We start from the raw sequence: 23,991 nt of genomic DNA, 5'->3' as shown, positions 1-23,991 counted from the left end.
GTTATGGCAGCACCCACAGAAATTGTGCTGTGCCGCATTATTGTTTCAGCTGCCGTCTGACAGCCTCCAGCCGGGATCTTACACTGTTGTCCAGCAGGGTGTCTCCGTACTGTACGATGACGCCCCCCAGAATGGCGGGATCGATCCGTTCCGTCAGTTCCACCTGCTTGCCGTATTTTTTCTGCAAAGCGGCGATCAGCTGCTGCCGCTGGGTATCCCGCAGGGGCACACAGGTAGTCACCGTCATCCGGGCAATGCCCTTGTGCTCCCGGTAGAGATCGTTAAACGTATCCGTCACCGCCTGCACATAGGGGATCCGCTGCCGCTGGGTCAGCATGCATACCAGGGATACCACCGTCTGGTTCCCTGCAAACAGCCGTTCCACCAGCGCCCGCTTTTCCTCCAGGGGAATGGTGGGCACCTCCAGCAGCTGGGCAAGCCCCGGCTCCTTCCGGAACACCGCCGCACAGGCGTTCAGATCCTTGTATACCGGCTCCAGCGTGTCCTCCTCCAGGCAAAGGTCAAACACTGCGTCCGCATATACCTTTCCTACCTGCCCGGTCATTGGCTGTCACCCACCGAGTCAATGAAATCCGAAATCAGACGGTCATGATCGCTCTGATTGAGATCACGCTCCACAACCTTCTGGGCAATCTCTACCGCCAGGTCGGAGATCTCGCCCCGCAGCTGGTTCCGTGCCCGTTTCTTGTCCTGCTCGATCTGCGCTGCCGCATGCTCCAGCATGTCCCCGGAGTCCTTCCGTGCCTGGGCAAGGATCTCCTCGGAACGGGACTGGGCGGTTCTTGTGGCATTGCGGATCAGCTGTTCGGATTCCGTCTTTGCGTTCTGCATCAGTCCGGTGTATTCCTCCTCCAGTTCGCTTGCGTGTCTGGAGGCATCCTCTGCATCCTGGTAGGTCTTGGCGACCTCCTGCTGTCTTGCCTCCAGAACGGCATGCACCCGTCCGAACAGGAAATGCTTGATGACCAGAAACAGGATCAGGGTATTCAACAGTGTAAAAAGCAGACTGCCAACATCAATGGAAAGAAAATCTAACATGCTATGACATTGTTCCCCGGATCCAGAGACGGGGAAGCTCCTCTACTTTCTGTAAATTTCGGAGCCATGTTCCCACAGGACTCCTGCATGGATCAAAGCTTGCCCAGCAGCGGATTTGCGAACAGCAGGATCAGGGCAACCACGAAGCCGTAAATACCGGTGGATTCTGCCACCGCACAGCCCACGAACATGGTTCTGGTGACCGGACCGGAGGCTTCCGGCTGACGGCCGATTGCCTCACAAGCCTTACCAACTGCGTAACCCTCACCGATACCAGGGCCGATACCTGCGATCATTGCAAGACCGGCACCAATCGCAGAGCCTGCCAACAAAATTGCCTTTTCCATAAACAACCTCCAAAATATCAATCAGAATTTGCGGGATGTACCCGCCCGAAGCCCTATTCCTCCGAACCAAAGGCGCTGTCAAGATACGCCATGGTCAGCATAATGAAAATAAATGCCTGCATGAACCCGGTAAACAAGTCGAAGTAAACCGAAAGCAGTGCGGGGATGCCCACTGTCAGAACCGGAACTGCAAGTCCCAGGGCAGTGGACGCTGCCGTCAGCGCAAAGTACAGCAGACTGGTGATAATCATACCGCCTGCCACATTGCCGAAGTGACGGAAGCCCATGGACACCGGCGTTGCCGCCTCACTGAGCAGATTCAGCGGCAGCATCAGCGGGATCGGCTCAAAGAAGCCCTTAAGGAATCCGCCTATGCCGCTGGTCTTGATCTTCGCCCGTTCCACCAGCACAAAGGTCATCAGACCCCAGCAGAAGGTGGTGTTGAAATCGCCGGTCACCGGCCGCAGACCGATCAGACTGATCAGACTGCCGAAGCAGGAAAATACAAAGATCGTAGCAATATAGGGGGCAAAGCTGCGGAATTTCTTTCCCATACTGCTGTCCACCAGATTTTCCACCGTCTCCACCAGCATTTCTGCAATGGCCTGCCGTTTGGTCACCGCCCTGACCTGCATATTATGGGTCAGAAACAGAATGACAGCCAGCAGGATCAGAATCACGATCCAGCCCACAACAATGGTTTCGGTCAGATTTATCGTCAGATCGATCCCGGGAATGGTAAAGGACGTAATGACCTTCGGCCCGTTTACCTCAACCTCCTTGACGCCTGTCAGAAAATCTGACAATTTCATAGCTTGCATCATCTCCTATCAATCTCCTAAGATGCCGGACTGCATGTCCAAAGCCGGCACCGCACAGAACCTGTGCGGCACTGGATTACAGCTGCTCGCCGTTTTTGTGCAGACATGCATGCCCCACATAGATCAGCCGGGGATAAACCAGAGGGATCATTGCCGCAAAGGCGTTGATCCAGCTGATCTGCATCGCCAGCAGGAACACTGCACCGATCAGCACCAGCCGCAGCAGATATCCGCTGACCATCTGTACCTGGGGACGGCCGCCGGGCTGCTCCACCGACCGGGCAACCGACCGGGACAGCAGAAGCAGATAGACGAACAGCAACGCTGTGCCAAGCAGAAGCCCCACAGCAAAGGAAAGCGTAAACCCCTGCACCAAGCCGGAGATCAGATAGACCGCAATATTCAGGAACACGGTTCGTATGCCGATCACCCGGAATTCATGCAGCAGCGCATCCTTCTGCATCCTGTTTCCCCTCCTTTCTGAACTACATCTGTATTATAACATGGAAAACCGAAAAACAAAATAGGCTTTTCTAAGAATTTGCACAAAAAGTCGAAAAAACTTCTGTATAAACAAGCTGCACCCTTGTGCATTTTGCCGCATTGACTTTTTCTGACCCATGCATTATAATGTAAGTATGCTACATCCATGTTAAAACATACAAGGAGGACGAGATTATGAAATTTGAAACGCAATGCATGCATGAAGGCTACACACCTGCCAACGGAGCACCCCGTGTCATGCCCATTGTGCAGAGCACGACCTATGCGTTTGATTCTACGGATCATATCGGTGATCTGTTCAACCTGCCCAACGAACACATGTACTCCCGCTTCTCCAATCCTACAGTAGAATGTGTGGAAAAGAAGATTGCCGCTTTGGAGGGCGGCGTGGCAGCAATGTGCACCTCCAGCGGACAGGCTGCAAGCCTGCTGTCGGTCATCAACGTATGCAGTGCCGGAGACAGCTTCATTTCCACCAACTCCATCTACGGAGGCACGGTCAATCTATTTGCTGTGACCCTGAAGAAGCTGGGTATCGAGTGCATTTTCGTCAGTCCGGAAGCCTCTGACGAGGAGCTGCAGGCTGCCGTCAAGCCCAACACCAAGCTGGTATTCGGTGAGACCCTGGCCAATCCGGCTCTGACCGTACTGGATATTGAACGTTTTGCCGCATTTGCCCACCGGAATAACCTGCCTTTGATTGTGGACAACACCTTCCCCACGCCTTACCTGTGCCGCCCCATTGAACACGGTGCGGACATTGTGATCCACTCCACCACCAAGTACATGGACGGCCATGCGCTCCAGGTGGGCGGCGTCATTGTGGACGGTGGACATTTTAACTGGGCAAACGGCAAATTCCCGGATTTCGTAGAGCCGGATGAAAGCTATCACGGCATCAGCTACACGGAATCCTTCGGGAACCAGGCCTACATTATCAAGGCAAGAATGCAGCTGATGCGGGATCTGGGCTGCTATCCGGCAGCAAACTCCGCATTCCTGCTGAATCTGGGGCTGGAAACCCTGGCTATCCGCATGGATCGGTACTGCGACAATGCCCAGAAGGTTGCAGAATATCTGGAAGGCTGCAAGCATGTAGCATCCGTCAGCTACCCGGGTCTCAATAGCAGTCCCTATTATAACCGGGCAAAGCACTATATGCCCAAGGGTTGCAGCGGTGTTATCACCTTTAATATCAAGGGCGGCAAAAGCGCCGCAGTCAAGTTCATGGACGCTTTGCAGCTGGCATCCAAGGTGGTGCATGTGGCAGACATCCGCACCTGCGTGCTGCATCCTGCCAGTGCTACCCACCGGCAGCTCACTGACGCACAGCTGGAGGCAGCCGGCATCGATGGCGGCATGATCCGCTTCTCCGTTGGTCTGGAGAATGTGGAGGACATCATTGCCGACATTGCACAGGCTATGGACAAGCTGGACGCATAACGAACTTTTTCTTATACAAATGCAAAGCGCCTGGGAGCATCTGCTTCCGGGCGCTTTGTGACTATAAGGGCTTTTGCAAATATACCAGATCCCGCAGCTGCACGCCGGCTTCAAAGATGGGGTGGTCATAATACTGCGTGAAAAAGTCCGGGATTACATGGCTCCGGCGAAAACCGCAGGCTTCATAAAAGGGCACGGTCAGAGGACTTTCCCCGGTTCCTGCCTGCAAAAGCCGGTACTGCCCCCGGTAACGGGACTGTAGAAACTCCAGCATCGCCCTGCCATAGCCCCTGCCCTGGACAGCAGGAGAAACCGCTATATTTTTCAGCTCCAGGATGCCGTTTCCTTCATCCGTCACCACGCACACGCCTACCGGCTCCGGATCCTCCAGCACATACATGGCACCCCGTTCCAGATACCGGTCAATCATATTCTCCTGCTCATCCCCCAGAAGCAGCATCTCCAGGTACCGCTTCTTCTGTTCCGTCACGATTCTGATCTGCATGCCGCCTCCTATTCGATCGCCTTCATGGAGCCTGCCATATCGATCCGCCGCAGCTTGAAATACAGCAGTCCGTTGACCAGTACAGTAAATACAATGGTCAGCAGCGCTGCCAGGCCAAAGGCATACGCCGGAATATCCGGGTAGAACATCACTGCATCCACCTGGGCGGTATCCACCACAAAGTGACACAGGAAGATTCCCAGCACCAGTCCTGCCAGCATACCCAGCAGAGCGGAAATCGTATTCTCCCGGTAGATGTAGGCTGCCACCTCCCGGTCATAAAAGCCCAGCACCTTAATGGTCGCCAGCTCCCGCATCCGCTCGGTGATGTTGATGTTTGCAAGATTATACAGCACCACAAACGCCAGCGCACCGGAGGAGATGATGATCAGCAGCACCACATAGTTCAGCGTACCGATCAGTTCATGGAACTTGTCCCCGGCATGGGAATTATAGGACAAAGAGCGCACTGCTCCGTTGGCAAGCAGGATTTCGGACAAAGCATCCTCCGAAGTACCCGCCGCCAGCTTCGCCGCAAAGCAGTTGGGGGTGTATTCCCCGTACAGGGCGGTGTACTGTGCCGGGGACAGATACACATAATGGAACACATACTGCTCCGTAATGGCAGTCACCGCCACCGGCGCAGATGCCCCCTCCAGGGTGATGGTGTCCCCCACCCCTACGTCCAGCATCCGGGCAAGCTTCTCTGTCACCACCGCTCCCTGCTCCTCCAGGGTATATGCCGCATCGGTTTTCCGGTCGATGAGCCGGATAAATTCCGGCAGTCGCTCCGGCTCCTGCGGCACGAACAGATACGCCTCTATGCTGCCGCCGGCGCCGGTGATGGTGGCGCTTTTCTGCAAAGCATACAGAGTATCCGTCAGTTCCGGGGTATCCGTCACCTTCTGATGCAGATCCTCCAGCTTCTTGGTATCAGCGTCCGGATCATATACCCCCAACAGGTCATACTGATACACCCGGGAGTACTGCAAATCCACAATGACAGAAATGGCGTTGCGCAGCCCGAAGCCGGTGAGCATCAGAGCGGTGCAGCCTGCCACACCCACCACGGTCATCAGCACCCGGTTTTTGTAGCGGAACACGTTCCGGATGGTGACCTTGGCATGGAATCCAAGTCGTTTCCACAGCCAGCCGATCCGCTCCAACAGCACACGCTTGCCGTTTTTGGGTGGCTTCGGCCGCATCAGCTGTGCCGGCACGGAGGTCAGCTCCACATAGCATGCCGCCAGGGAGGTGGCGCCGGTACAGAGCAATGCAGCACCCAGGGAGCCAAGGGCATAGCCCCAGTGGAAGGGACAATGCACCGGGGGCAGATTATACATCAGCAGGTATGCCGCATAGATCACCCGGGGAAAGACCTGGGTGCACAGTCCCACGCCGGCAAACACTCCCAGCAGGCTTGCCGCCATGGAATACAGCAGGAATTGCCCCGCCACCGCAGCACCGCTGTAGCCCAGCGCCTTCAGCGTACCGATCTCCGTGCGCTGCTCCTCCACCATACGGGTCATGGTGGTCAGGCACACCAGGCATGCTACCAGGATAAAGAAGATGGGAAATACACGGGCAATGGAATCCACCCGGTCCGCATCCTCCCAGAAGCTGTCATAGCCCACATTGTAGGAACGATCCAGCACATACCACTGAATCTGCTCACCGATGGTGTCCAGCTTCGCCTCCGAGTTCTTCAGTTCCGCCTCTCCCTGTTCCAGTTCCGCCTTGGAATCCGCCAGCTTCTGCTCTCCCTGGGCCTGCTGATCGGCGATTTCCTCCTCCCCCTGTTCCAGCTTTGCCTGGGCATCGGCAATGGCCTGCTGCCCCTCCTGGAGCTGCTGCTTGCCCTGTTCCAGTTCTTTTTTCTTGGCATCCAGGGTACTCTGCGAAGCATTCAGCTTCTTTTGTGCTGCCGTCAGCTGTGCGCCCTGTCGATCCAGATCCCCCTGCTGATTGTACAGAGACGCCTGGTAATTCTGGGCATACAGCTTCAAAGCGGATGCATGCATGCCCTTTTCCGCAGCATCCACAGGCTCAGTAATATACTGCCGCAGCATTTTGGTAAATTCCATGCCGCTGCCATCCAGTACGGAGGCATTGTCGATCAGCTGCTCCGTCTGGGCATCCAGGGGCGGCACCATGCAGGTGTACCGGTAGTTGTCAATGGCAGTCAGCAGATTCTCGGAAAACTGCACCGCATCCGACAGGGTCTGCTGCGCCTGCTGAAATGCTGTCTGCTGGGTCTTGAGGGAGCTTGCCTGGGCATCCAACTGCTTCTGGGAGGCTGCCAGGGTCTTCTCTCCCTGCTCCAGTTCCTTCTGCTTGTCTGCAAGCTGACTGATCTGCGCATCCAGATCCGTTCTGCCATCCTCCAGCTTCTGCCGGGCAGCAGCCAACTGATCCGCCAGCTCCTGCTTGCCGGATTCATAGGCTTCCCAACCCGCATCCAGATCCTTTCTTGCCTGATCCAGTTCCTTTTGCGCATCCGCCCGCAGCTGCTCCTCCCGGAGACAGTAAATGTCCGGTGCGTCCGCCTCCAGCTGTTCTGCGTATGCCTGCACTGTATCCGTATAGACCTGGTCATAGGCATACAGCTCCCTGGTATCCTCCAGAGTCAGGAACACGTCCGTGTATACCTCAAGGGTGAACGCCTCCGGCGGCACCAGGATATAGCTTTCCACCTTGCCGTTGCCTACGGTGGTGGTACCCCGCTCAAAGTCCACATACATGGACCAGTCCGCAACCCCCACAATGGTGAAGGTATCGGTTTTCAGGGTATCCGTCACCGGCTCCTCCCCCTTTGCCGGATCCAGGGTCAGAGTATCCCCCACCTTGAATTCCCCCGGAGTACGCACCTCGATGAGGCATTCGTCCGGCTGCTCCGGCCATCTGCCCTCCCGAAGGGTGGGGGTATTCAGATCCTGGGAAGAGCCGGTGCCAACCTGGGTAAAATCCACAGACCAGATCCGGGCAATGGCGCTGGCGGTATCCTCCGCATGCAAATACTGATCCGTGGAATAGCCCCCATAACAGCCGGCAATCCCCTGGCGCTGTGCCAGCTTCTGAACCTCCGCCCGGGAGAAGCCCACCGTGGATTTCAGATGCAAATCCGCCAGGTGGGTGTCCTTGTAGTAGGCATCCGCCGTCAGCTTCATATCCGGACTGGTGACCTTGACCCCGGCGAAAAATCCGCTGCCCAGGGCGATGATGGCGAAAATAGCAAGGAATCTGCCCTTGGTCTTCCAGATGCTCCGCAAAGTATTTTTGAATATGCTCCGATTCATACCGTCACCACTCAATCTGCTCTACCGGCTCCGGATGCGCATTCATCCGAACCCCGTGTACCTTGCTGTTCTTGATCTCGATGACCCGATCCGCCATAGGGGCAATGGCAGAATTGTGGGTGATGACCACCACGGTCATACCATCCCGGCGGCATGTATCCTGCAACAGCTTTAAGATGTGCTTGCCGGTCTGGTAATCCAGGGCGCCGGTTGGCTCATCGCACAGCAGGAGCTTGGGGTTTTTCGCCAGTGCACGGGCAATGGACACACGCTGCTGCTCCCCGCCGGACAGCTGTGCCGGAAAATTGTCCATCCGATCTTCCAGCCCTACCTTTTCAAGCATCTGGGCTGCGTCCGCCGCATCCCGGCAAATCTGGGTAGCAAGCTCCACATTTTCCTTGGCGGTGAGATTCTGCACCAGATTGTAAAACTGGAACACGAAGCCGATGTCGTACCGGCGATACCGGGTGATCTCCTTTTTCTTCAGTCTGGCAATGTCCTGCCCGTCCACGATGATTTCCCCGGAGTCGCAGGTGTCCATGCCTCCCAGCATATTCAGCACGGTGGTTTTCCCGGCACCGGAAGGCCCCACGATCACCACGAATTCTCCCTTCTCCAGCTCAAAGGAGATGCCGTCGGATGCCTTGATCAGCACCTCCCCCATCCGGTATTCCTTCCGTACATCCCGCAGCGTTACAAATGCCGCCATACATGTTCCTCCTATGTACAGGCACCCCTCCATGGGCATGCCAAAAAATCAGGCAACGCAGTAGCACCTACCGCATTGCCTTCATTGTAGCATGTTCCGGGCAAAATAACAAGGTTTTCACCATATTTTCACCCAATTCGACAAATCAGATCGCCGGCATCACTCTGCCGCCGCACACAGGAATAAACGCTCCGGTGGTGAAGCTGGCAAGATCGGACACCAGGAACGCTGCCATCTGTGCAATCTCTGCATCCGTGCCCCGGCGGCCCATGGGCACCTGCCGGTCGTAATCCGGCTGCACCTGCGTATTAGCATCCCGGTCACGTTCCGTAATGGTCCAGCCCGGCGCAATCTGGTTCACGGTGATCCCGTCCTCTGCCACCTCCTTGGCAAGACACCGGCACAGCCCGTCCAATCCCCGCTTTGCCGCTGTGTATGCCCCGCAGCCAGCCTCTGCCAGTGCAGCGCACTCCGTGTTGATTACCAGGATCCGCCCGTAATGGGCAGCTTGCATGGCAGGCACAAACGCCTGTGCCATATACACCGTCTGCATGACGCAAGAGCGGTACTGACTGTCAAAATCCCCGGGATCCTGCTGCAAGATGGGCTTCCATGCATACTGAATCACCGCATTGTGCACCAGAATCTGAGGCATGCCCAGCACCGCCTCCACCTTGTCCCGCATGGCGAACACGCTGTCCCGGTCGGTCACATCCGCCTGCACCGCCAGTGCCCGGCGTCCCATCCGGGTCAGCTCCGCCACCAGCTTGTCCGCCTGCAGCCGGTTGGCGTGATAATGCACCACAATGTCCGCTCCGCAGTCCGCAAGGGTATGCGCCATGACACGCCCAAGCTGTCCGGTGGCTCCGGTAATCAAAGCGATTTTTCCTGTCAGATCCGGTTCCAGCATATCCATTCCTCCTTGGGGCAAAGGGTCAGAACCTGCCCTTTGCCGGTCTTATGGCAAATTGTAATTACATGCTCCGGCAGCAGCAGCTGGGTGAACCCGGCATCCATCCGGCTCCGGATGCTCTCCTCCGTCAGGGTGAAGGTGACCTCCTGGAGGGGCACCCCGATGCCGGTGCCGGTTGCCTTTACATAGCTCTCCTTCGCCGTCCACAGCCGGATAAAGGCATAATCCGGATCCGGCTGGGACAGCACCCAATCCTGTTCCTCCCTGGCGCATGTACGCTCCAGCACCCGTTCCCGCAGGGGACGCACCGGCTCTGCATCCACCCCCACCGGCGCAGCATCCACTGCCGCCGCCGCCAGGAACCTGCAATGGGTCACATTTACATGCACTTGGGGATACATGGGCAAAAAGGGCTTTCCCCTATCCTGACGCTCCAGCAATGCATGCCGGATTCCGGATTCCCGCCACAGCCCCCATGCCAGGGCATCATAGGCGGCACGATGCTGCCCGGAGTGATTATTTTCCTCCGCACGAAGCCACCGCAGATATAGCATACCCATCCCCCTACAAAAAACGGACGGCAGGATACCGTCCGTTAAATTTATTACTCCTTGCGCTTATAAAACATATTCACAGGTTCACTGGTGCTTAAGATAAAGCAGATCGCAAAGCACAAAATCAAGGCAGCGCCGTATCCTACAGCGGTCAGCGCCATGCCCTCCTCTTTTTTCTGCATCAGCATGGGCAGACCCGGGAACAGCAACAGTGCCGTCATCAATCCGAACAGGAAAGAGCCCAGCTTTTTCACAAAGCCCACCCGCAGGATCAGCAGAACGGATACGACTCCCAGCCCGAAGCTGGTGTAATTCATCACCTTGGTGACACCGCTGTAAAAGCCGTTGTCCATACTGTCCTGGAATTCCCGGACGGAGAAGAAATACAGGGCAGCCGCTGCCAGCAGTCCCAGGATCATCAGAACGATCACGACCGTAAAGCCCTTCTTGGCAAGCTCCGCTTCCCGTTCCATCCGCAGCTCGTTCATCAACCGGCGGCTTTCCGCCTTGTCCACATTTGTGGTCATGTTCAGAGACTGCTCAATGGCACGCTTCTGGGCGTTTGCCTTTGCTGCCTCCAGATCCGCTTCATTGAACCGGGACACCTTCCGCTCCGGCTCCGGGGCAGGCTCCTCCAGCAGGGATGCGGCAGCAGCAGCGGAAACCTGTGGCTCGTGCTTCTCCTTGACCGGCGGCGTATAGGTGCTTTCCTCCAGCACCGGTGCCTTGACCTGGGGCTGGGGGGCAGGCTCCGCCGGCTGGCTTGCTGCATGGGCAGCCACCTGCCGATCCATATATGCCTTCTGAATGGCAGCAATCTGCTCCGGAGTATAGGGAGGCTGACCGGACTGGGCACGCTGCTGTGCCAGAACATCCAGCTGCTGCTGGGTCAGGGGTACAGGGGTAAATGCAGCCGGCTGTGCAGGCTTGGATGCGGCATGCGCATCCGGATCCTCCAGCACCGGTGCCTGTACCCCTTCCAGGCTATGCTTTTTCCGGGTATCCACATAATCATCATCCGCCAGCGTGGGTGCTGCCACGTCTGCAAGATGGGACTTCTTTTCCTTGGGCGCAACGTATGCCGTATCCTCCAGCACCGGCGCAGCTACGCCCGCCAGCCGATCCTCCTTCTGCTTGGGCACATAGGTGGACTCCTCAAGCTGGGACAATCCGTTGTTCTGTTCTTCGCTCATTCCCATCACCTCCGTATGATTGACCGCTGCTTACCGTTCCAGAATCTGGCTTCTGTCCGGGCCAATGCCGATCATAGCGATCCGGCAGTCGCACAGCTCCTCCAACCGGGCAATGTAACGCTTGCAGCTTTCCGGCAGCTCCTCAAAGCTCTTGCAGCCGGAAATATCCTCGTCAAAGCCCTCTGCTTCCTCGTAGATGGGCGTACAGCCAGCCAGCTCCTCCAGTGTGGGAGGCAGGTTCCGGGTGATGGTGCCGTCCGCCATTTTGTATGCGGTACAGATCTTCAGAGTGCCCAGACCGCTGAGGGTATCCAGCTTGTTGATGGCAAGCCCGTCCAGACCGTTCACACGCACAGAGTGCCGCACGATCACTGCGTCAAACCAGCCGGTTCTCCGGGGTCTGCCGGTGGTGGTGCCGAATTCGCCGCCTACGTTCCGGATCTTCTCCCCGATTTCATCGTTCAGCTCGGTGGGGAAGGGTCCCTTGCCCACACGGGTGGTATATGCCTTTGCCACGCCGATGATGTTGGAGATCATCCGGGGGCCAACACCAGTACCTACACATACCCCTGCGGACAGAGGATGGGAGGAGGTAACGTAGGGGTATGTACCAAAGTCAATGTCCAGCAGGGTCGCCTGCGCACCCTCAAAGAGGATGGTCTTCCCTGCCTTGTCCGCCTCATAGGTCAGCACGGATACATCCGCCAGGTAGGGCAGCAGCCGCTTGCCGTATTCGGTGTATTCCTGGATCACAGCGTCCAGGTCGATGGCCTCGCCCCCGTATACGGCAGTGATGATCTTGTTCTTCAGTGCCCCGGTGCTCCGTGCCTTCTGGGCAAACACCTCCGGATGGGTCAGATCGTACATCCGAATGCCGCAGCGCTCATATTTGTCCATATAGGTGGGCCCGATGCCCCGCTTGGTGGTGCCGATGTCGGAATTGCCCCGGAATTTCTCGCTGAGTCCGTCCAGCACAATGTGCCAGGGCATCACCACATGGGCACGGGGGTCGATCTTCAGATTGTCCGTCGAAACCCCTCTTGCATGCAGATTGTCCAGCTCGGAGATAAAATCCTTGGGATCCAGCACAACCCCGGCGCCGATCAGGCAGGCAGTGCCCGGATACAGAATGCCGGAGGGCACCAGGTGCAGCTTATAGGTCTGTCCGTTGTTTACCACCGTATGACCGGCGTTGTTGCCTCCCTGGGAACGTACTACCACTTCCGCACGGGATGCAAGAATGTCAATAATCTTGCCCTTTCCTTCATCGCCCCACTGGGTGCCGATTACAATATTAGCAGGCATACTCAATTCCTCATTTCTTTGTCCTTAATGGATGCATGAAGCATACATCAGTTAGTATAGCATCTTTTCGTCGAAAAAGCAAGTGAATCCGGGGGAATTTCCACAGCAGGATGCCCCTTTTCCGGCTTTTCAGCGAATTGCATAGAAAACCTGTGCGCTTTCTCGTAGTTGCATGCTAAAGTGATGAATCATCCTTCCCTTGAAGGGTGATGATCCGCAGCTCAGGGGGATTAAACAGTCTGGGCTTGGCGATGCCCCCGGTGACGATCAGATCCGTATGCCCCTGCCGGTAATGTCCCCTGGAATATGCCGGGAAGAGTTTCCGTTCCGGGGAGAGCAAGCCCCCCACCACCGGCAGACGGATCATACCCCCATGCACATGACCGGACACCACCAGCTCCGCTCCCCAGGCAGCATAGGTGTCCAGAGCCAGGGGGCTGTGCGCCAGCAGCAGCGTCATGCCCCGATGCACGCCCACCGCCTGCTCCATGTCCTCCGGTGTATACTTGGAAAGCCCCGAAAAGCCCCGGTTCTGGTTCCGGAACATGCTGTATTTCAAGGTGACGCCGCAGAGCGCCAGTCCCTCTAACTGCACAGTCCGGTTGCACAGCAGCACCGTACCGGTAGCTTCCATCGTCCGGTACAGCTTCTGCCGCATGGGTTCCGTCATATCCAGCTCATGATTGCCTGGCGCATAGTACACCGGAGCAATGGCGCACAGCCCGGTCAGCAGCTGCTGCACCAAGGAAAAGTCCGTGCAGGTTCGGCTCACCAGATCCCCGGGAACGAGGATCAGATCCGGCTTTGCTGCCCGGACTGCCCGGAGCAGCCGCTGACAGCGCCTCTGCCGCCGCCGGTTGATGATGTGGGTATCCGACACCAGTGCCAGCTTCAAGGGGTGCCCGGTGTATGCAGGCTGATCAATGGTATCCTGCCGCACCGCCAGCATGCAGCAGTTTTCACGGACAAGCTCTGCGGTCAGTAGCCCTGCCGCCGCCCCGGCAATGATTCCGATCATGCTGTTCCTCCCTTCCGATTCTGTATTGCCTTATCTTTTATTATACCGGATTTCCCCGTCGAATGCAACGGATTTGACGGATCCGGAAAAATGTAGTATATTAACAGAAGGATGATCCGGGCTGCACCGCGCAATCTTTGGACGGCGTTGCCTTTGCCCGGTTTCTTAAGAAATCTTTAAGAATTCCCTTTTCTTTTTTCTAAGGAATGCGAGTTATGATAAAGACAGGCAAACGAAAGGAGTGGCGCAGCACCTGTCTGCGCAATATGATGATGGATTACACACAATGCACCGTCCTGGTGGCGGACGACGACCGGGATATTGTCCGTGCCATTGCCACCCTGCTGGAACAGGAGGGACTGACCGTACTGCGGGCATACAACGGGCTGGAGGCTCTGGAGGCTGTAGCAGAGCATCCGGTTTCCCTGATCCTCATTGACGTGATGATGCCAAAGCTGGACGGTCTGTCGGCGATGATGAAGATCCGGGAACAGAAAAATATACCCATCCTCATTCTGTCGGCAAAATCCGAGGAAAGCGACAAAATCCTGGGGCTGTCCATGGGGGCGGACGACTACATCGCCAAGCCCTACCACCCCCAGGAGCTGGCGGCACGGGTAAAATCCAGCCTGCGGCGGTATCTGCACCTGGGTGCGGCGGACAGTGCCCGGATGCAAAAGCTGATCCGGGTGGGCGGACTGGAGTATGACCCGGACACCCGGCAGCTGACGGTGGACGGAGAGCCGGTGCGGCTCACCTCCAAGGAGCTGAAGATCATGGAGCTGTTCCTGCGGAATCCGGGGCGGATCTTTTCCGCAGAGGAGATCTACAGCCGGGTATGGAACGAGGACGCCTATGCAGTGGAAAACACCGTCATGGTACATATCCGTCATATCCGGGAGAAGATCGAGATCAATCCCCGTGAACCGAATTATCTGAAGGTGGTGTGGGGCATCGGCTATCAGCTACAGGACCCTGCTGCCCGAAAAGGAGGCAAGAAGCCATGAAAGCAGGAAAACATACACGCCGAACGATGTTCTGGGCAATGGCGGCTGCCCTGTGCATGGGGTGCTTGACAACCCTGGTGCTGCTGATGGATGTCCATCCGGCAATTCGACCATACACCCCCTTGATCCTGGGTACAGCCGTCAGCGGCTTGCTGGCAGTATTATGCACCTTGATCGTACTGGTCAAAGCGCTGCGCAAACCGGAGCAGATCCCAGAGGCGCACAGCGTTCTGGATCCATTCTCCCTGGAGAGCATTCTTCTGCTGATCCTATGCACTATACCCGTATGGTGGGCGATCTGCAAGCACCACGAAAGCATGCCGAAAGCCGCATTTCTCCGGCAGGAGCCTCTTGCCCAGTGCAATGTGGGACTGTATGCAGCACTGCTCTGTTTCCTGTCCCTGGAGTCCCTGGCAAGCCTGCTGCGCCGGATCCGGAGCGGACAGCTGGCTGCCACCTCCCTGCTTGCAGCCTTTTTTCAGACACCGGTTCGCCAGGAAAAGCGTGCAGCCCTGCATGAACGCTTGCATGCGCCGATCGAACTGCCGGATGCTAGCGGAGACAAGCTGCATGCAGCCGCTTCCTCTATACGCCAACGGCTCAATGCACCGGTCACATTGCCGGATACCCCCGCCGGCAATCAGCTGCGCCGGATCATCAACCGATGTGCGCAAAGCATCCGGAACCGGAAAGCCCAATGCAGAACCCGTTGGCACAGCCTCCCCTTCTCCCAGCAGACAGCCCTGCACAGCATGGCTGCCATGGTGGTGATTCTTAGCTTGGCGCTGTGTTTTTCCCCCTTTGATCGCCCCAACCAAATCAGCGCCATGCTGCTGTTATCCCTCCTGGTGATCGCCGTTTACATCGGCATCCAGATGCGCCGCAGCCAACAAATCGACCGGCTAAGTCAGCGGATCCACACCATCAGCCAGGGGGATTTCTCCCCTGCCGCCCCGGCGGAGGGTTCCTGCGTAGCGGCACAATTCCGGGAACTGGATCAGATCCAGGACAGCACCCGGGACGCCATTGCCCGGCAGGTACAGGCGGAACGCACCAAGGTCAACCTGGTCACCAATGTGTCCCACGACCTGAAAACGCCGCTGACCTCCCTCATCAGCTACATTGACCTGCTGTCCAAGGAGGAGCTGCCGCCCCAGGCCATGGACTATGTGCATGTGCTGGAACGAAAATCCCAGGGGCTACGCCGGATGGTACAGGATGTATTTGATCTTGCCAAGGCGGCCAGCGGGGAGGATGTGTGCTGCACCCGGCTGGATGCGGTCATGTGTCTGCGGCAGGTACTGGCAGATATGGAGGATACCATTCAGCGATCCGGCAGAGACATCCGGCTGCAAACCGACCTGGATCGCTGCATCATCCGGGCGGAGGGCAACAAGCTGTACCGGATCTATCAGAACCTGTTGGCAAACGCCCTGCGCTATTCCATGGAAAACACCCGGATCTACATTCGGGTCACCGGTACACAGACGGAATTCTCCTGCTGCATCCAGAACACCTCCTCCTACGAAATGCATTTTACCCCGGAGGAGATCACGGAACGGTTCACCCGTGGGGACGCCATGCGCAGTACGGAGGGCTCCGGTCTGGGGCTTGCCATTGCCAAGAGCTTTGCGGAGGCCTGCGGCGGTGGTTTCCGGGTCGCCATCGACGGAGATCAATTCAAAGCCATTCTCACTTTCCCATGCTGCGGATCTGACGCATCCCTGGAGGCATAGCCCGGTGCTATGCCTCTTTTTCTATGGGGAAAGGGCAAAGGATTCCGGGCAGGGGGGATGAATTTTGTCGGATTACCCAATGACAAGTCGCAGAAAATATGATACAATAGACTTATATATCTTTATGAAGAAAGTATGGGATTGTTATGACTAATCACTATGACGTCATCATTGCCGGAGGCGGCGCTGCCGGTCTGTACGCTGCTCTCAACCTCCCTGCATCCCTGCGGGTGCTTCTGATCTGTAAACGGGAGCTGACCCTGTGCAACTCCGCCCTGGCTCAGGGGGGCATCGCCGGTGTCTACGACTCCCCGGAGGATGATGTACAGCTGCACAAGCAGGATACCCTCGTTGCAGGCGGATTCAAGAACAACACAGAGACCCTGTCCATCCTGGTGAACGAAGCCGCCCAGGATATCGGCAGGATCATCGACCTGGGGGTGGAGTTTGACCGGAATCCGGACGGTTCCCTCCACCGCACCCTGGAAGGGGGGCACAGCAAGCACCGGATCTTCCACCATAAGGATGCGACAGGCTTTGAGATCGTATCCAAGCTTTTGCAGACTGTACGGACGCTGCCCAATGTAGAGATCCTGGAAAACACACTTTTGTGCGGCGTAGCAAAAACCGGAACAGGCTTTTCTGTGGATACCCTCCACGAAGGCACCTACACCGCCTTCCACAGTCACTTCCTGCTGCTTGCCACCGGCGGCATCGGCAGAGTGTACGAATTCACTACCAATTCCGCCATTGCCACTGGGGACGGCATCACCTTTGCCTATGAGCTGGGAGCTCCTATCAAGAATCTGAGCCTGGTGCAGTTCCACCCCACCGCCTTCAACAACCGGCACACCCGGGAATGCTTCCTGATTTCCGAAGCGGTGCGGGGCGAGGGGGCATACCTGCTGAATGCTGCGGGGGAGCGGTTCATGCAGCGGTACGATGACCGGCTGGAGCTGGCACCACGGGATGTGGTATCCCACGCCATCATTCTGGAAAGCCGCCGACAGGATTCCCAGGAGTTCTATCTGGATATCAGTCACAAGGATCCGGAATTTTTGAAGCACCGGTTCCCCATGATCTACGAAAACCTGCTCAAGCAGGGCTATGATCTGACCACTGACCGGATTCCGATCTTCCCCTGTCAGCATTATCTGATGGGAGGCATCGACGTGAATGCAGATTCCCGTACCGCCCTGGATCGGCTGTACGCTGCGGGAGAATGCTCCCACACCGGGGTACACGGCAACAACCGGCTGGCAAGCAATTCCCTGCTGGAGGCACTGGTATTCTCCCGACATGCGGCAATGGACATTGCCAAGCACCTGTCCGAAGTGCCGGATACCTTTGAGGAGCACAGCTTCCCCCATGACCCGGATGCGCCCCCCATTCCCCAGGGTCTGCGCACGGAGATCCGGCATATTATGCAGCACAGCTACTTTGTCATTCCGGACAGGGAGGCTGCCGCAGCAGGCTTTGAACGGGTTGCCCGGATCCGGCAGATGCTGCTGGAGGGCAACTACCGGATCAACGCCGATTACATTGAAGCAAAATCCCTTGCCACTGTGGCATATCTGATACTCAAGGAAGTCATCTGACGAAAGGAGCGATCCCTATGAATCTGCCCCAGAATTATATTGACGATCTGATCCGCAGAGCCCTTGCGGAGGACATTACCTATGTGGACATCACCACGGACACCCTGATGCCGGATTCCCACACCAGCGAGGCGTACTATATCGCCAAGGACGAGGGCGTGCTGTGCGGCATGGACGTGGCGCTGCGGGTCTTTGACCTGGCAGGGGGCAATGTGGAGACCAGGGCACTGTTTCACGATGGAGACAAGGTGTGTAAAGGCGACATCCTCGCAACCATGACCGGCAGCACCAAGACCCTGCTGAAGGGAGAGCGCACGGCGCTGAATCTATTGCAGCATATGTCCGGCATCGCCACCGCCACCAACCGGTGCGTCCATCTGGTGGAAGGCACCCGTGCCCGGATCACCGACACCCGGAAGACCCTGCCCGGCATGCGTGCGCTGCAGAAGTATGCAGTGGTGGTAGGCGGCGGCAGAAACCACCGGTTCAACCTGTCCGACGGTGCCATGCTCAAGGACAACCACCTGGACGCCTACGGCGGCATCACCCCTGCGGTGGCTGCTCTACGGGATAAGATTGGGCATATGGTCAAAATCGAGGTGGAGGTGCGGAACCTGGAGGAGCTGCAGGAGGCTCTGGATGCAGGCTGTGAGATTATCATGCTGGACAATATGTCCTGCGAGGATATGGCAGCGGCGGTGCAGATCAACGCAGGGCGTGCCCTGCTGGAAGCATCCGGCAACGTGACCGCCGAAACCATCCGCCCCATTGCAGAAACCGGCGTGGATATTATTTCCCTGGGGGCTCTGACCCACAGCGTGAAATGCTTTGACATCTCCATGCGGATCAAACAAGCTAAGTGAGGTGCGTTATGAAGCCGTTCAGACAAATCGCACTGCTGACAGCGGGTATGCTGCTGCTGAGCGCTGCCGGCTGCGGCAAAAAGGAGGATTCTCAGATGCAGGACAGTTCATCCCAGAGCACTTGGAGCATGGCGGATCCCTCCCTGAATCTGCCCACCCTGAATCTGGGGCACACCACGGAGGATATGATCCGGCGTGCAGTGGTCAATCCGGGTAATACCGCCCGGTTGGCGGATGCCATGAAGCGGGCGCAGGCAGGTGAGAAGATCACCATCGGTACCATCGGCGGCTCCATTACCCAGGGTACTGCCGCCTCCACCACTGACGAGCGGTATGCAAACCGGGCGCTCCAGTGGTGGGCAAAGGCATTCCCCAAGGCGCAGCTAGACTTTGTCAATGCAGGCATTGGCGCTACGGATTCCTACATCGGGGTACACCGGGTGGATGCAGACCTGCTGAGCAAGAAGCCGGATGTGGTGATCGTGGAATTTTCCGTAAACGATACGGATGCGGCACTGAATCTGCAAACCTACGACAGCCTGGTGCGGAAGATTTTGCAGGCAGAGAACCATCCGGCAGTGATCCTGCTGTTCACCACCCAGGAGGACGGCACCAGCCTTCAGGACACCCATATGCAGATTGGCTCGGCATATAACCTGCCCATGATCAGCTATAAAAATGCGGTGCTGCCGGAGATTGAAGCCGGCAAGTTCACCTGGAAGGACATTTCCCCGGACAATATCCACCCCAACTCCGTGGGACACGGCATCATCGGCGAGCTGCTGTGGAGCTATTTCAACTCGGTTTACGCAAAGCTGGATCAGATCGATACCTCTGACCTGACCTTCACAGCTACCCCGGTCACAAAGGATCTGTACGCCAAGGGACAACTGCTGGACAGCAAGACACTAACCCCCAAGACCATGCAGGGCTTTGAGCAGGCGGAGGTTTCCAATCAATTCCCCAACGACTGGACCACGAAGGAAGGCGGCGAGCTGACCTTTGAAGTTACCGGCAGCAACATCGGCGTGCTGTACTATAAGACCGTGGACGGCAAAAGCGGTCAGTACTGCGTCTATGTGGATGACCGGCTGATCCAGGTGCTGGACGGCGATTTTACCGGCGGTTGGGGCAATTACGCACAGGCGCAGCAGGTTTACACCTCTGACACGCCATCCACCCATACGGTAACCATCAAGCAGCTTGAGGGCACAGATCTGACGCAGTTTACCGTTTTGGGCTTGCTGGTAAGCTGACGTGAGCAACCTGGAATTCAGCCTGAACGCAACGATGCCGGTGTTCTTCGTCATCTTTGTGGGCTGGTTCCTCAAGAAAATCGGTATCATCCGGAAGGACTTCCAGGACGCCAACAATCGGCTGGTGTTCCGGGTGCTGCTTCCGGTCATGCTGTTTTGCGACGTGGCGGAAACAGATCTGTCCGCCACCTTCAGCATGAAATTCTTTCTGTTCTGCGTATCCGCCACCCTGGCATGCTTTGCGGCGGTATGGATTCTGGCAGCGCTGTTCTACAAGGACAGAGCAAGCATCGGCAGCTTTGTACAAGGCGCCATCCGGGGCAGTGCCGGAATCCTTGGAGTGGCATTTGCGGAAAACATGTACGGCCGTGCAGGCATGGTTCCTCTGATGATGATCGCAATTGTGCCCATCTACAACATCGGCTCTGTGATTCTGCTGACCATGTACAGTTCGGAGCGTCCACCCCAGGGACAGATCAAAAAGGTATGCCTGGAGGTTCTGACCAACCCTCTGATCCTTGGGATCCTGGCAGGCATTCCCTTTGCGCTGCTGCACGTGCAGTTCCCGGCACTGGTGCAGAAATCTCTGAACAATCTTTCAATGATCACTTCTCCCCTGGCGCTGCTGATGGTTGGAGCCGACTTTGATCTGCAAAAGGCATCCGCCCAACGGATCCCTGTACTCCTTGCAACCGCCATCAAGCTATTGATTCAGCCGGCGATTTTCCTGCCCATTGCAGTACTCCTGGGATTCCGGGACGAGTCCCTGATTGCGATCCTCATTATGCTGGGCGCCCCGGCAACGGTTTCCGGCTATATTATGGCACGGGGCATGCACAACAATGTCTCCATGGCAGGCAGCATCGTGGTACTGACAACCATGCTTTCCGCCGTCACCGTCACAGGCATTATCTTTGTACTGCGCACCTTCGGGTATGTCTGATGCAATCCCATATAGCAAAAGTCCGTGAGCGAATTCGCTCACGGACTTTTTTAGCATCAACATCATGAAGCTGCTCCGGCAGAATAGACCTTGGCAAAAGGCCCTGCATAAAATGAAACAAGGCGAACCGTTTCCGGTTCGCCTTGTTTACTGCGTGCTGCATCAGCAGCAGCGCTTCATTTTGAGATCAGAGCTTCTCAATGGTTCTGAATGTGGATTCATCGGAAGGATCAATCAGGTCATAGCCGACAATCTGCTCCCATGTTGCCGAGCCGTTTGCAAGAACTTCAGCACGGAACATCAGGATATTAACCGCATCCGCTACATTGAGGTCATCGCCCTCCTTGATGCAATCAACGTTGCCCAAGAAGTAGCCAAGCTTGTGGAGATCCGGATCCTCGTTAAATACATAAGTCGGATTGTTCGGATTTGCCATCATGTCTGCACGATACATCAGGATCTCAACTGCATCCGCAACGGTTACATCGCCACTCAGGTTTGTATCACCCTTTACGCCAATGAGTACCTGATGTGTGCCAACGATTACATCCGGATTACCTTCGTAAGCAAACTCAAGCATGTACTTGTAAATCTGCGTCTCGTAGGTATCCTCAGGAGTAGCAACCTGCTTGTCGTTGCAGAAGATGGTCATGCACTGCTCAGTGATATCCACTGCTGCAGGCTGTTCCTCAGCTTCAACAACGGTGCCGTCCTCATGGATGATGAAGATTGTTTCCTGGAGAATTACCTTCAGACCTTCCAGATCGAAGGGTCTGTTGTCGTGAGACCAGTAGCATACTCTCGTAGGCTCTGTGAAGGAGAAGGACTGGGATACACTGGTTTCAGTGGTGGTCTCAGAGCCGCTCGCCTCACTGCTTGTTACAGTAGTTTCTGTGGTAGAAACTGTGGTTACTTCACTGCTTGTTACAGTGGTCTCTGCCGCAGTAGTGGTGGTTGTGGTTGTGGTTGTTACCAGAGCCTCAGTGGTAGAGGTTGTGGTAGCATCCGGATCCGGAATGTAGATTGCGCCGTTGAAGTATCCAACAGTCAGTGCGTTGCCGTTTTCGTCAACAGTGCTGCAGTTTTCCACTACGAACTCTACCGGGAATCTGTCGCCGGGCTGTGCATCATCCGGAACCTTATAAGTCAGGGTGGTCAGCACCGCACCGCTCTTTGCGGTTTCAGCTGTATCCAGACTCCAATTCAGCGTGTAGCTTGCTGCATCCCATACCGGCATGCCGGTGTATGCATTGCCCGCTGCATTGGACTGGTACTTCAGTCTGCTGTCAGCAGTGAACTGAACGGTCAGACCCAGTGTGCCTGTGTCATTTACTACGTAAACCGGTACCGGAACCTTCTCGCCGGGCTGAGCCTCTACTTCAGCGATCTGGTAGTTTACACGTCCGGTTGTCATTGTAGTAGAAATGGTCTCGGAGGTAGTGGTAACAGGAGCAGTTGTAGTAACTGCTTCAGGGGTTGTTGTGGTTGTTGTGGTTGTTACCGGTGCCTCAGTGGTAGAGGTTGTGGTAGCGTCCGGATCCGGAATGTAGATTGCGCCGTTGAAGTATCCAACTGTCAGTGCGTTGCCGTTTTCGTCAACAGTGCTGCAGTTTTCCACTACGAACTCTACCGGGAATCTGTCGCCGGGCTGTGCATCATCCGGAACCTTATAGGTCAGAGTGGTCAGAACAGCACCGCTCTTTGCGGTTTCAGCTGCATCCAAATTCCAGTTCAGGGTAAAGGATGCTGCGTTCCAAACCGGCATACCGGTGTATGCATCTCCGGCCTTGTTGGACTGGTACTTCAGTCTGCTGTCAGCAGTGAACTGAACGGTCAGACCCAGTGTACCAGTATCATTGATTACATAAACCGGTACCGGAACCTTCTCACCAGGCTGTGCCTCTACTTCAGCAATCTGATAGTTCACACGACCGGTTGTAACGGTAGTGGATTCAGCCGTGGTAGTAGTGGTTGCCGGAGCAGTGGTTGTAGTTGTTGCCGCAGTAGTTGTGGTAGTCTCAGCCGCTGTAGTAGTAGTGGTTACTTCCTCAGTGGTTGTAGTAGTCTCAGCCGCTGTGGTAGTAGTGGTTACTTCCTCAGTGGTTGTAGTAGTCTCAGCCGCTGTGGTAGTAGTGGTTACTTCCTCAGTGGTTGTAGTAGTCTCAGCTGCTGTGGTAGTGGTAGCTGCCGCAGTAGTTGTAGTGGTCTCAGCTGCTGTGGTAGTAGTAGCTGCCGCAGTAGTTGTGGTAGTCTCAGCCGCTGTGGTTGTAGTGGTTACATCCGGGATAATGATTGCACCGTCTACAGTAACAACATCGATGTTGGAACCGAAGGTGTCTACTGCCTCTGCACTCTCGAAGGTGATCGGGAATACATCGCCGGGCTTTGCATCATCCGGTACCTTGAAGGTGACATTGAACATTGCAGCCTCATTGTCAGCTGTTACGTTCTCGCCCTCTCCGCTGGACCAGGAGTAGATCAGCTTTGCCTGGTTCCACTGACCGCCTGCGTATACGCCTGCTGTATAGCCAACGTAACCCAGTCTTGCGTCAGATTCCAGATCGATTACAACGCCTGCTGTGCCGGGATCACCCAGTACCTGTACAGGCATGCTTACCTCGTCACCTGCTGCTGCGGTTACGGTAGGTACAACATAGGTTACTGCACCTGCATCCGGCAGTGTGGTGCTTACCGGTGCTGCAGTTGTTGTAGCAGCCGGAGCAGAGGTTGTGGTTGCTGCTGCGGTGGTTGTAGTAGTCGCTACCGCTGTGGTAGTAGTAGCTGCCGCAGTGGTTGTGGTGGTCTCAGCTGCTGTGGTAGTAGTAGCTGCCGCAGTGGTTGTAGTGGTTACTTCCTCAGTGGTTGTAGTGGTTACATCCGGGATAATGATTGCGCCATCTACAGTAACAACATCGATGTTA

The 23,991-nt window shown here is 56.3% G+C and carries 21 protein-coding genes; 7 read left to right on the top strand and 14 right to left on the bottom strand.

Annotated elements, in window-relative coordinates:
- Nucleotides 1–37: 37 nt before the first annotated feature.
- From atpH to RUM_RS03505, 5 genes are all read right to left on the bottom strand, one after another.
- Complete coding sequence (gene atpH / locus RUM_RS03525) at nucleotides 38–565, bottom strand: ATP synthase F1 subunit delta (protein ID WP_015557837.1); 528 nt, start codon at nucleotides 563–565, stop codon at nucleotides 38–40.
- Nucleotides 562–1,059: a F0F1 ATP synthase subunit B gene (gene atpF / locus RUM_RS03520; RefSeq protein ID WP_015557836.1), complete on the bottom strand. Its 498-nt coding sequence runs from the start codon at nucleotides 1,057–1,059 to the stop codon at nucleotides 562–564. Before atpF ends, atpH begins: the two co-directional genes overlap by 4 nt.
- A gap of 92 nt (nucleotides 1,060–1,151) precedes the next feature.
- Nucleotides 1,152–1,406: an ATP synthase F0 subunit C gene (gene atpE, locus RUM_RS03515; protein ID WP_015557835.1), complete on the bottom strand. Its 255-nt coding sequence runs from the start codon at nucleotides 1,404–1,406 to the stop codon at nucleotides 1,152–1,154.
- Nucleotides 1,407–1,459: 53 nt separating this feature from the next.
- Nucleotides 1,460–2,218, bottom strand: a complete 759-nt coding sequence (locus RUM_RS03510; RefSeq protein WP_015557834.1) for a F0F1 ATP synthase subunit A — start codon at nucleotides 2,216–2,218, stop codon at nucleotides 1,460–1,462.
- 85 nt (nucleotides 2,219–2,303) lie between these two features.
- The gene (locus RUM_RS03505; protein WP_015557833.1) at nucleotides 2,304–2,690 is read right to left on the bottom strand and encodes an ATP synthase subunit I; all 387 of its coding nucleotides are present in this window, start codon (nucleotides 2,688–2,690) and stop codon (nucleotides 2,304–2,306) included.
- Nucleotides 2,691–2,905: 215 nt separating this feature from the next.
- Between RUM_RS03505 and RUM_RS03500 the strand changes: the two genes are divergently transcribed.
- Nucleotides 2,906–4,174 (top strand): O-acetylhomoserine aminocarboxypropyltransferase/cysteine synthase family protein, encoded by a 1,269-nt coding sequence (locus RUM_RS03500; RefSeq protein WP_015557832.1) that lies wholly within the window; start codon nucleotides 2,906–2,908, stop codon nucleotides 4,172–4,174.
- A 61-nt stretch (nucleotides 4,175–4,235) separates the two neighbouring features.
- Here RUM_RS03500 and RUM_RS03495 read toward each other — a convergent pair whose 3' ends face one another.
- The 8 genes from RUM_RS03495 to RUM_RS03460 all read right to left on the bottom strand — a co-directional run bounded on the left by RUM_RS03495 (nucleotide 4,236) and on the right by RUM_RS03460 (nucleotide 13,667).
- On the bottom strand, nucleotides 4,236–4,679 hold the full coding sequence (locus tag RUM_RS03495) for a GNAT family N-acetyltransferase (protein ID WP_015557831.1): 444 nt from the start codon (nucleotides 4,677–4,679) through the stop codon (nucleotides 4,236–4,238).
- Nucleotides 4,680–4,687: 8 nt separating this feature from the next.
- Nucleotides 4,688–7,975, bottom strand: coding sequence for an ABC transporter permease (locus RUM_RS03490; protein WP_015557830.1), 3,288 nt, complete (start codon nucleotides 7,973–7,975; stop codon nucleotides 4,688–4,690).
- A gap of 4 nt (nucleotides 7,976–7,979) precedes the next feature.
- Nucleotides 7,980–8,684 (bottom strand): ABC transporter ATP-binding protein, encoded by a 705-nt coding sequence (locus RUM_RS03485; protein WP_015557829.1) that lies wholly within the window; start codon nucleotides 8,682–8,684, stop codon nucleotides 7,980–7,982.
- A 145-nt stretch (nucleotides 8,685–8,829) separates the two neighbouring features.
- The gene (locus tag RUM_RS03480; RefSeq protein ID WP_015557828.1) at nucleotides 8,830–9,594 is read right to left on the bottom strand and encodes an SDR family NAD(P)-dependent oxidoreductase; all 765 of its coding nucleotides are present in this window, start codon (nucleotides 9,592–9,594) and stop codon (nucleotides 8,830–8,832) included.
- A complete protein-coding gene (locus RUM_RS11950; RefSeq protein WP_015557827.1) occupies nucleotides 9,576–10,151 on the bottom strand; it encodes a 4'-phosphopantetheinyl transferase family protein in 576 nt (191 codons plus the stop codon). The genes RUM_RS03480 and RUM_RS11950 overlap by 19 nt, the downstream gene beginning before the upstream one ends.
- A gap of 50 nt (nucleotides 10,152–10,201) precedes the next feature.
- A complete protein-coding gene (locus RUM_RS03470; RefSeq protein ID WP_015557826.1) occupies nucleotides 10,202–11,344 on the bottom strand; it encodes a hypothetical protein in 1,143 nt (380 codons plus the stop codon).
- Between the two features lie 30 nt (nucleotides 11,345–11,374).
- Nucleotides 11,375–12,649: an adenylosuccinate synthase gene (locus RUM_RS03465; RefSeq protein ID WP_015557825.1), complete on the bottom strand. Its 1,275-nt coding sequence runs from the start codon at nucleotides 12,647–12,649 to the stop codon at nucleotides 11,375–11,377.
- A 175-nt stretch (nucleotides 12,650–12,824) separates the two neighbouring features.
- Nucleotides 12,825–13,667: a metallophosphoesterase gene (locus tag RUM_RS03460; protein ID WP_015557824.1), complete on the bottom strand. Its 843-nt coding sequence runs from the start codon at nucleotides 13,665–13,667 to the stop codon at nucleotides 12,825–12,827.
- 272 nt (nucleotides 13,668–13,939) lie between these two features.
- Between RUM_RS03460 and RUM_RS03455 the strand changes: the two genes are divergently transcribed.
- The 6 genes from RUM_RS03455 to RUM_RS03430 all read left to right on the top strand — a co-directional run bounded on the left by RUM_RS03455 (nucleotide 13,940) and on the right by RUM_RS03430 (nucleotide 21,070).
- Complete coding sequence (locus RUM_RS03455) at nucleotides 13,940–14,674, top strand: response regulator transcription factor (RefSeq protein WP_049775560.1); 735 nt, start codon at nucleotides 13,940–13,942, stop codon at nucleotides 14,672–14,674.
- A complete protein-coding gene (locus RUM_RS11945; RefSeq protein WP_015557822.1) occupies nucleotides 14,671–16,410 on the top strand; it encodes a sensor histidine kinase in 1,740 nt (579 codons plus the stop codon). Before RUM_RS03455 ends, RUM_RS11945 begins: the two co-directional genes overlap by 4 nt.
- Before the next feature lie 146 nt (nucleotides 16,411–16,556).
- The gene (locus RUM_RS03445) at nucleotides 16,557–18,008 is read left to right on the top strand and encodes an L-aspartate oxidase (protein WP_015557821.1); all 1,452 of its coding nucleotides are present in this window, start codon (nucleotides 16,557–16,559) and stop codon (nucleotides 18,006–18,008) included.
- A gap of 17 nt (nucleotides 18,009–18,025) precedes the next feature.
- Nucleotides 18,026–18,871, top strand: a complete 846-nt coding sequence (nadC, locus tag RUM_RS03440; protein ID WP_015557820.1) for a carboxylating nicotinate-nucleotide diphosphorylase — start codon at nucleotides 18,026–18,028, stop codon at nucleotides 18,869–18,871.
- Between the two features lie 8 nt (nucleotides 18,872–18,879).
- On the top strand, nucleotides 18,880–20,127 hold the full coding sequence (locus tag RUM_RS03435; protein WP_015557819.1) for an SGNH/GDSL hydrolase family protein: 1,248 nt from the start codon (nucleotides 18,880–18,882) through the stop codon (nucleotides 20,125–20,127).
- A 1-nt stretch (nucleotide 20,128) separates the two neighbouring features.
- The gene (locus RUM_RS03430) at nucleotides 20,129–21,070 is read left to right on the top strand and encodes an AEC family transporter (RefSeq protein WP_041326245.1); all 942 of its coding nucleotides are present in this window, start codon (nucleotides 20,129–20,131) and stop codon (nucleotides 21,068–21,070) included.
- Between the two features lie 187 nt (nucleotides 21,071–21,257).
- Here the strand turns inward: RUM_RS03430 and RUM_RS12835 are convergent.
- Nucleotides 21,258–23,991: cohesin domain-containing protein (locus RUM_RS12835; RefSeq protein WP_041326244.1), on the bottom strand; the 2,734-nt coding region annotated here is incomplete at its 5' end.

The organism is Ruminococcus champanellensis 18P13 = JCM 17042, from assembly GCF_000210095.1.
GTDB classification, from domain to species: Bacteria; Bacillota; Clostridia; order Oscillospirales; family Ruminococcaceae; genus Ruminococcus_F; species Ruminococcus_F champanellensis.
The sequence above is the reverse complement of the archived record's forward strand: the minus strand, read 5'-3'. Positions and strand labels throughout refer to the sequence as shown.

Bases quoted from the DNA above. Each gene is read 5' to 3' on its own strand.
- RUM_RS03490 (WP_015557830.1), bottom strand. From the start codon at position 7,975: ATGAATCGGAGCATATTCAAAAATACTTTGCGGAGCATCTGGAAGACC.
- RUM_RS03460 (WP_015557824.1), bottom strand. From the start codon at position 13,667: ATGATCGGAATCATTGCCGGGGCGGCGGCAGGGCTACTGACCGCAGAG.
- nadC (WP_015557820.1), top strand. From the start codon at position 18,026: ATGAATCTGCCCCAGAATTATATTGACGATCTGATCCGCAGAGCCCTT.
- RUM_RS03500 (WP_015557832.1), top strand. From the start codon at position 2,906: ATGAAATTTGAAACGCAATGCATGCATGAAGGCTACACACCTGCCAAC.
- RUM_RS03470 (WP_015557826.1), bottom strand. From the start codon at position 11,344: ATGAGCGAAGAACAGAACAACGGATTGTCCCAGCTTGAGGAGTCCACC.
- atpE (WP_015557835.1), bottom strand. From the start codon at position 1,406: ATGGAAAAGGCAATTTTGTTGGCAGGCTCTGCGATTGGTGCCGGTCTT.
- atpF (WP_015557836.1), bottom strand. From the start codon at position 1,059: ATGTTAGATTTTCTTTCCATTGATGTTGGCAGTCTGCTTTTTACACTG.
- RUM_RS11945 (WP_015557822.1), top strand. From the start codon at position 14,671: ATGAAAGCAGGAAAACATACACGCCGAACGATGTTCTGGGCAATGGCG.
- RUM_RS03510 (WP_015557834.1), bottom strand. From the start codon at position 2,218: ATGAAATTGTCAGATTTTCTGACAGGCGTCAAGGAGGTTGAGGTAAAC.
- atpH (WP_015557837.1), bottom strand. From the start codon at position 565: ATGACCGGGCAGGTAGGAAAGGTATATGCGGACGCAGTGTTTGACCTT.
- RUM_RS03455 (WP_049775560.1), top strand. From the start codon at position 13,940: ATGGATTACACACAATGCACCGTCCTGGTGGCGGACGACGACCGGGAT.
- RUM_RS03465 (WP_015557825.1), bottom strand. From the start codon at position 12,649: ATGCCTGCTAATATTGTAATCGGCACCCAGTGGGGCGATGAAGGAAAG.
- RUM_RS03505 (WP_015557833.1), bottom strand. From the start codon at position 2,690: ATGCAGAAGGATGCGCTGCTGCATGAATTCCGGGTGATCGGCATACGA.
- RUM_RS03480 (WP_015557828.1), bottom strand. From the start codon at position 9,594: ATGCTGGAACCGGATCTGACAGGAAAAATCGCTTTGATTACCGGAGCC.
- RUM_RS03485 (WP_015557829.1), bottom strand. From the start codon at position 8,684: ATGGCGGCATTTGTAACGCTGCGGGATGTACGGAAGGAATACCGGATG.
- RUM_RS03435 (WP_015557819.1), top strand. From the start codon at position 18,880: ATGAAGCCGTTCAGACAAATCGCACTGCTGACAGCGGGTATGCTGCTG.
- RUM_RS03445 (WP_015557821.1), top strand. From the start codon at position 16,557: ATGACTAATCACTATGACGTCATCATTGCCGGAGGCGGCGCTGCCGGT.
- RUM_RS11950 (WP_015557827.1), bottom strand. From the start codon at position 10,151: ATGCTATATCTGCGGTGGCTTCGTGCGGAGGAAAATAATCACTCCGGG.
- RUM_RS03495 (WP_015557831.1), bottom strand. From the start codon at position 4,679: ATGCAGATCAGAATCGTGACGGAACAGAAGAAGCGGTACCTGGAGATG.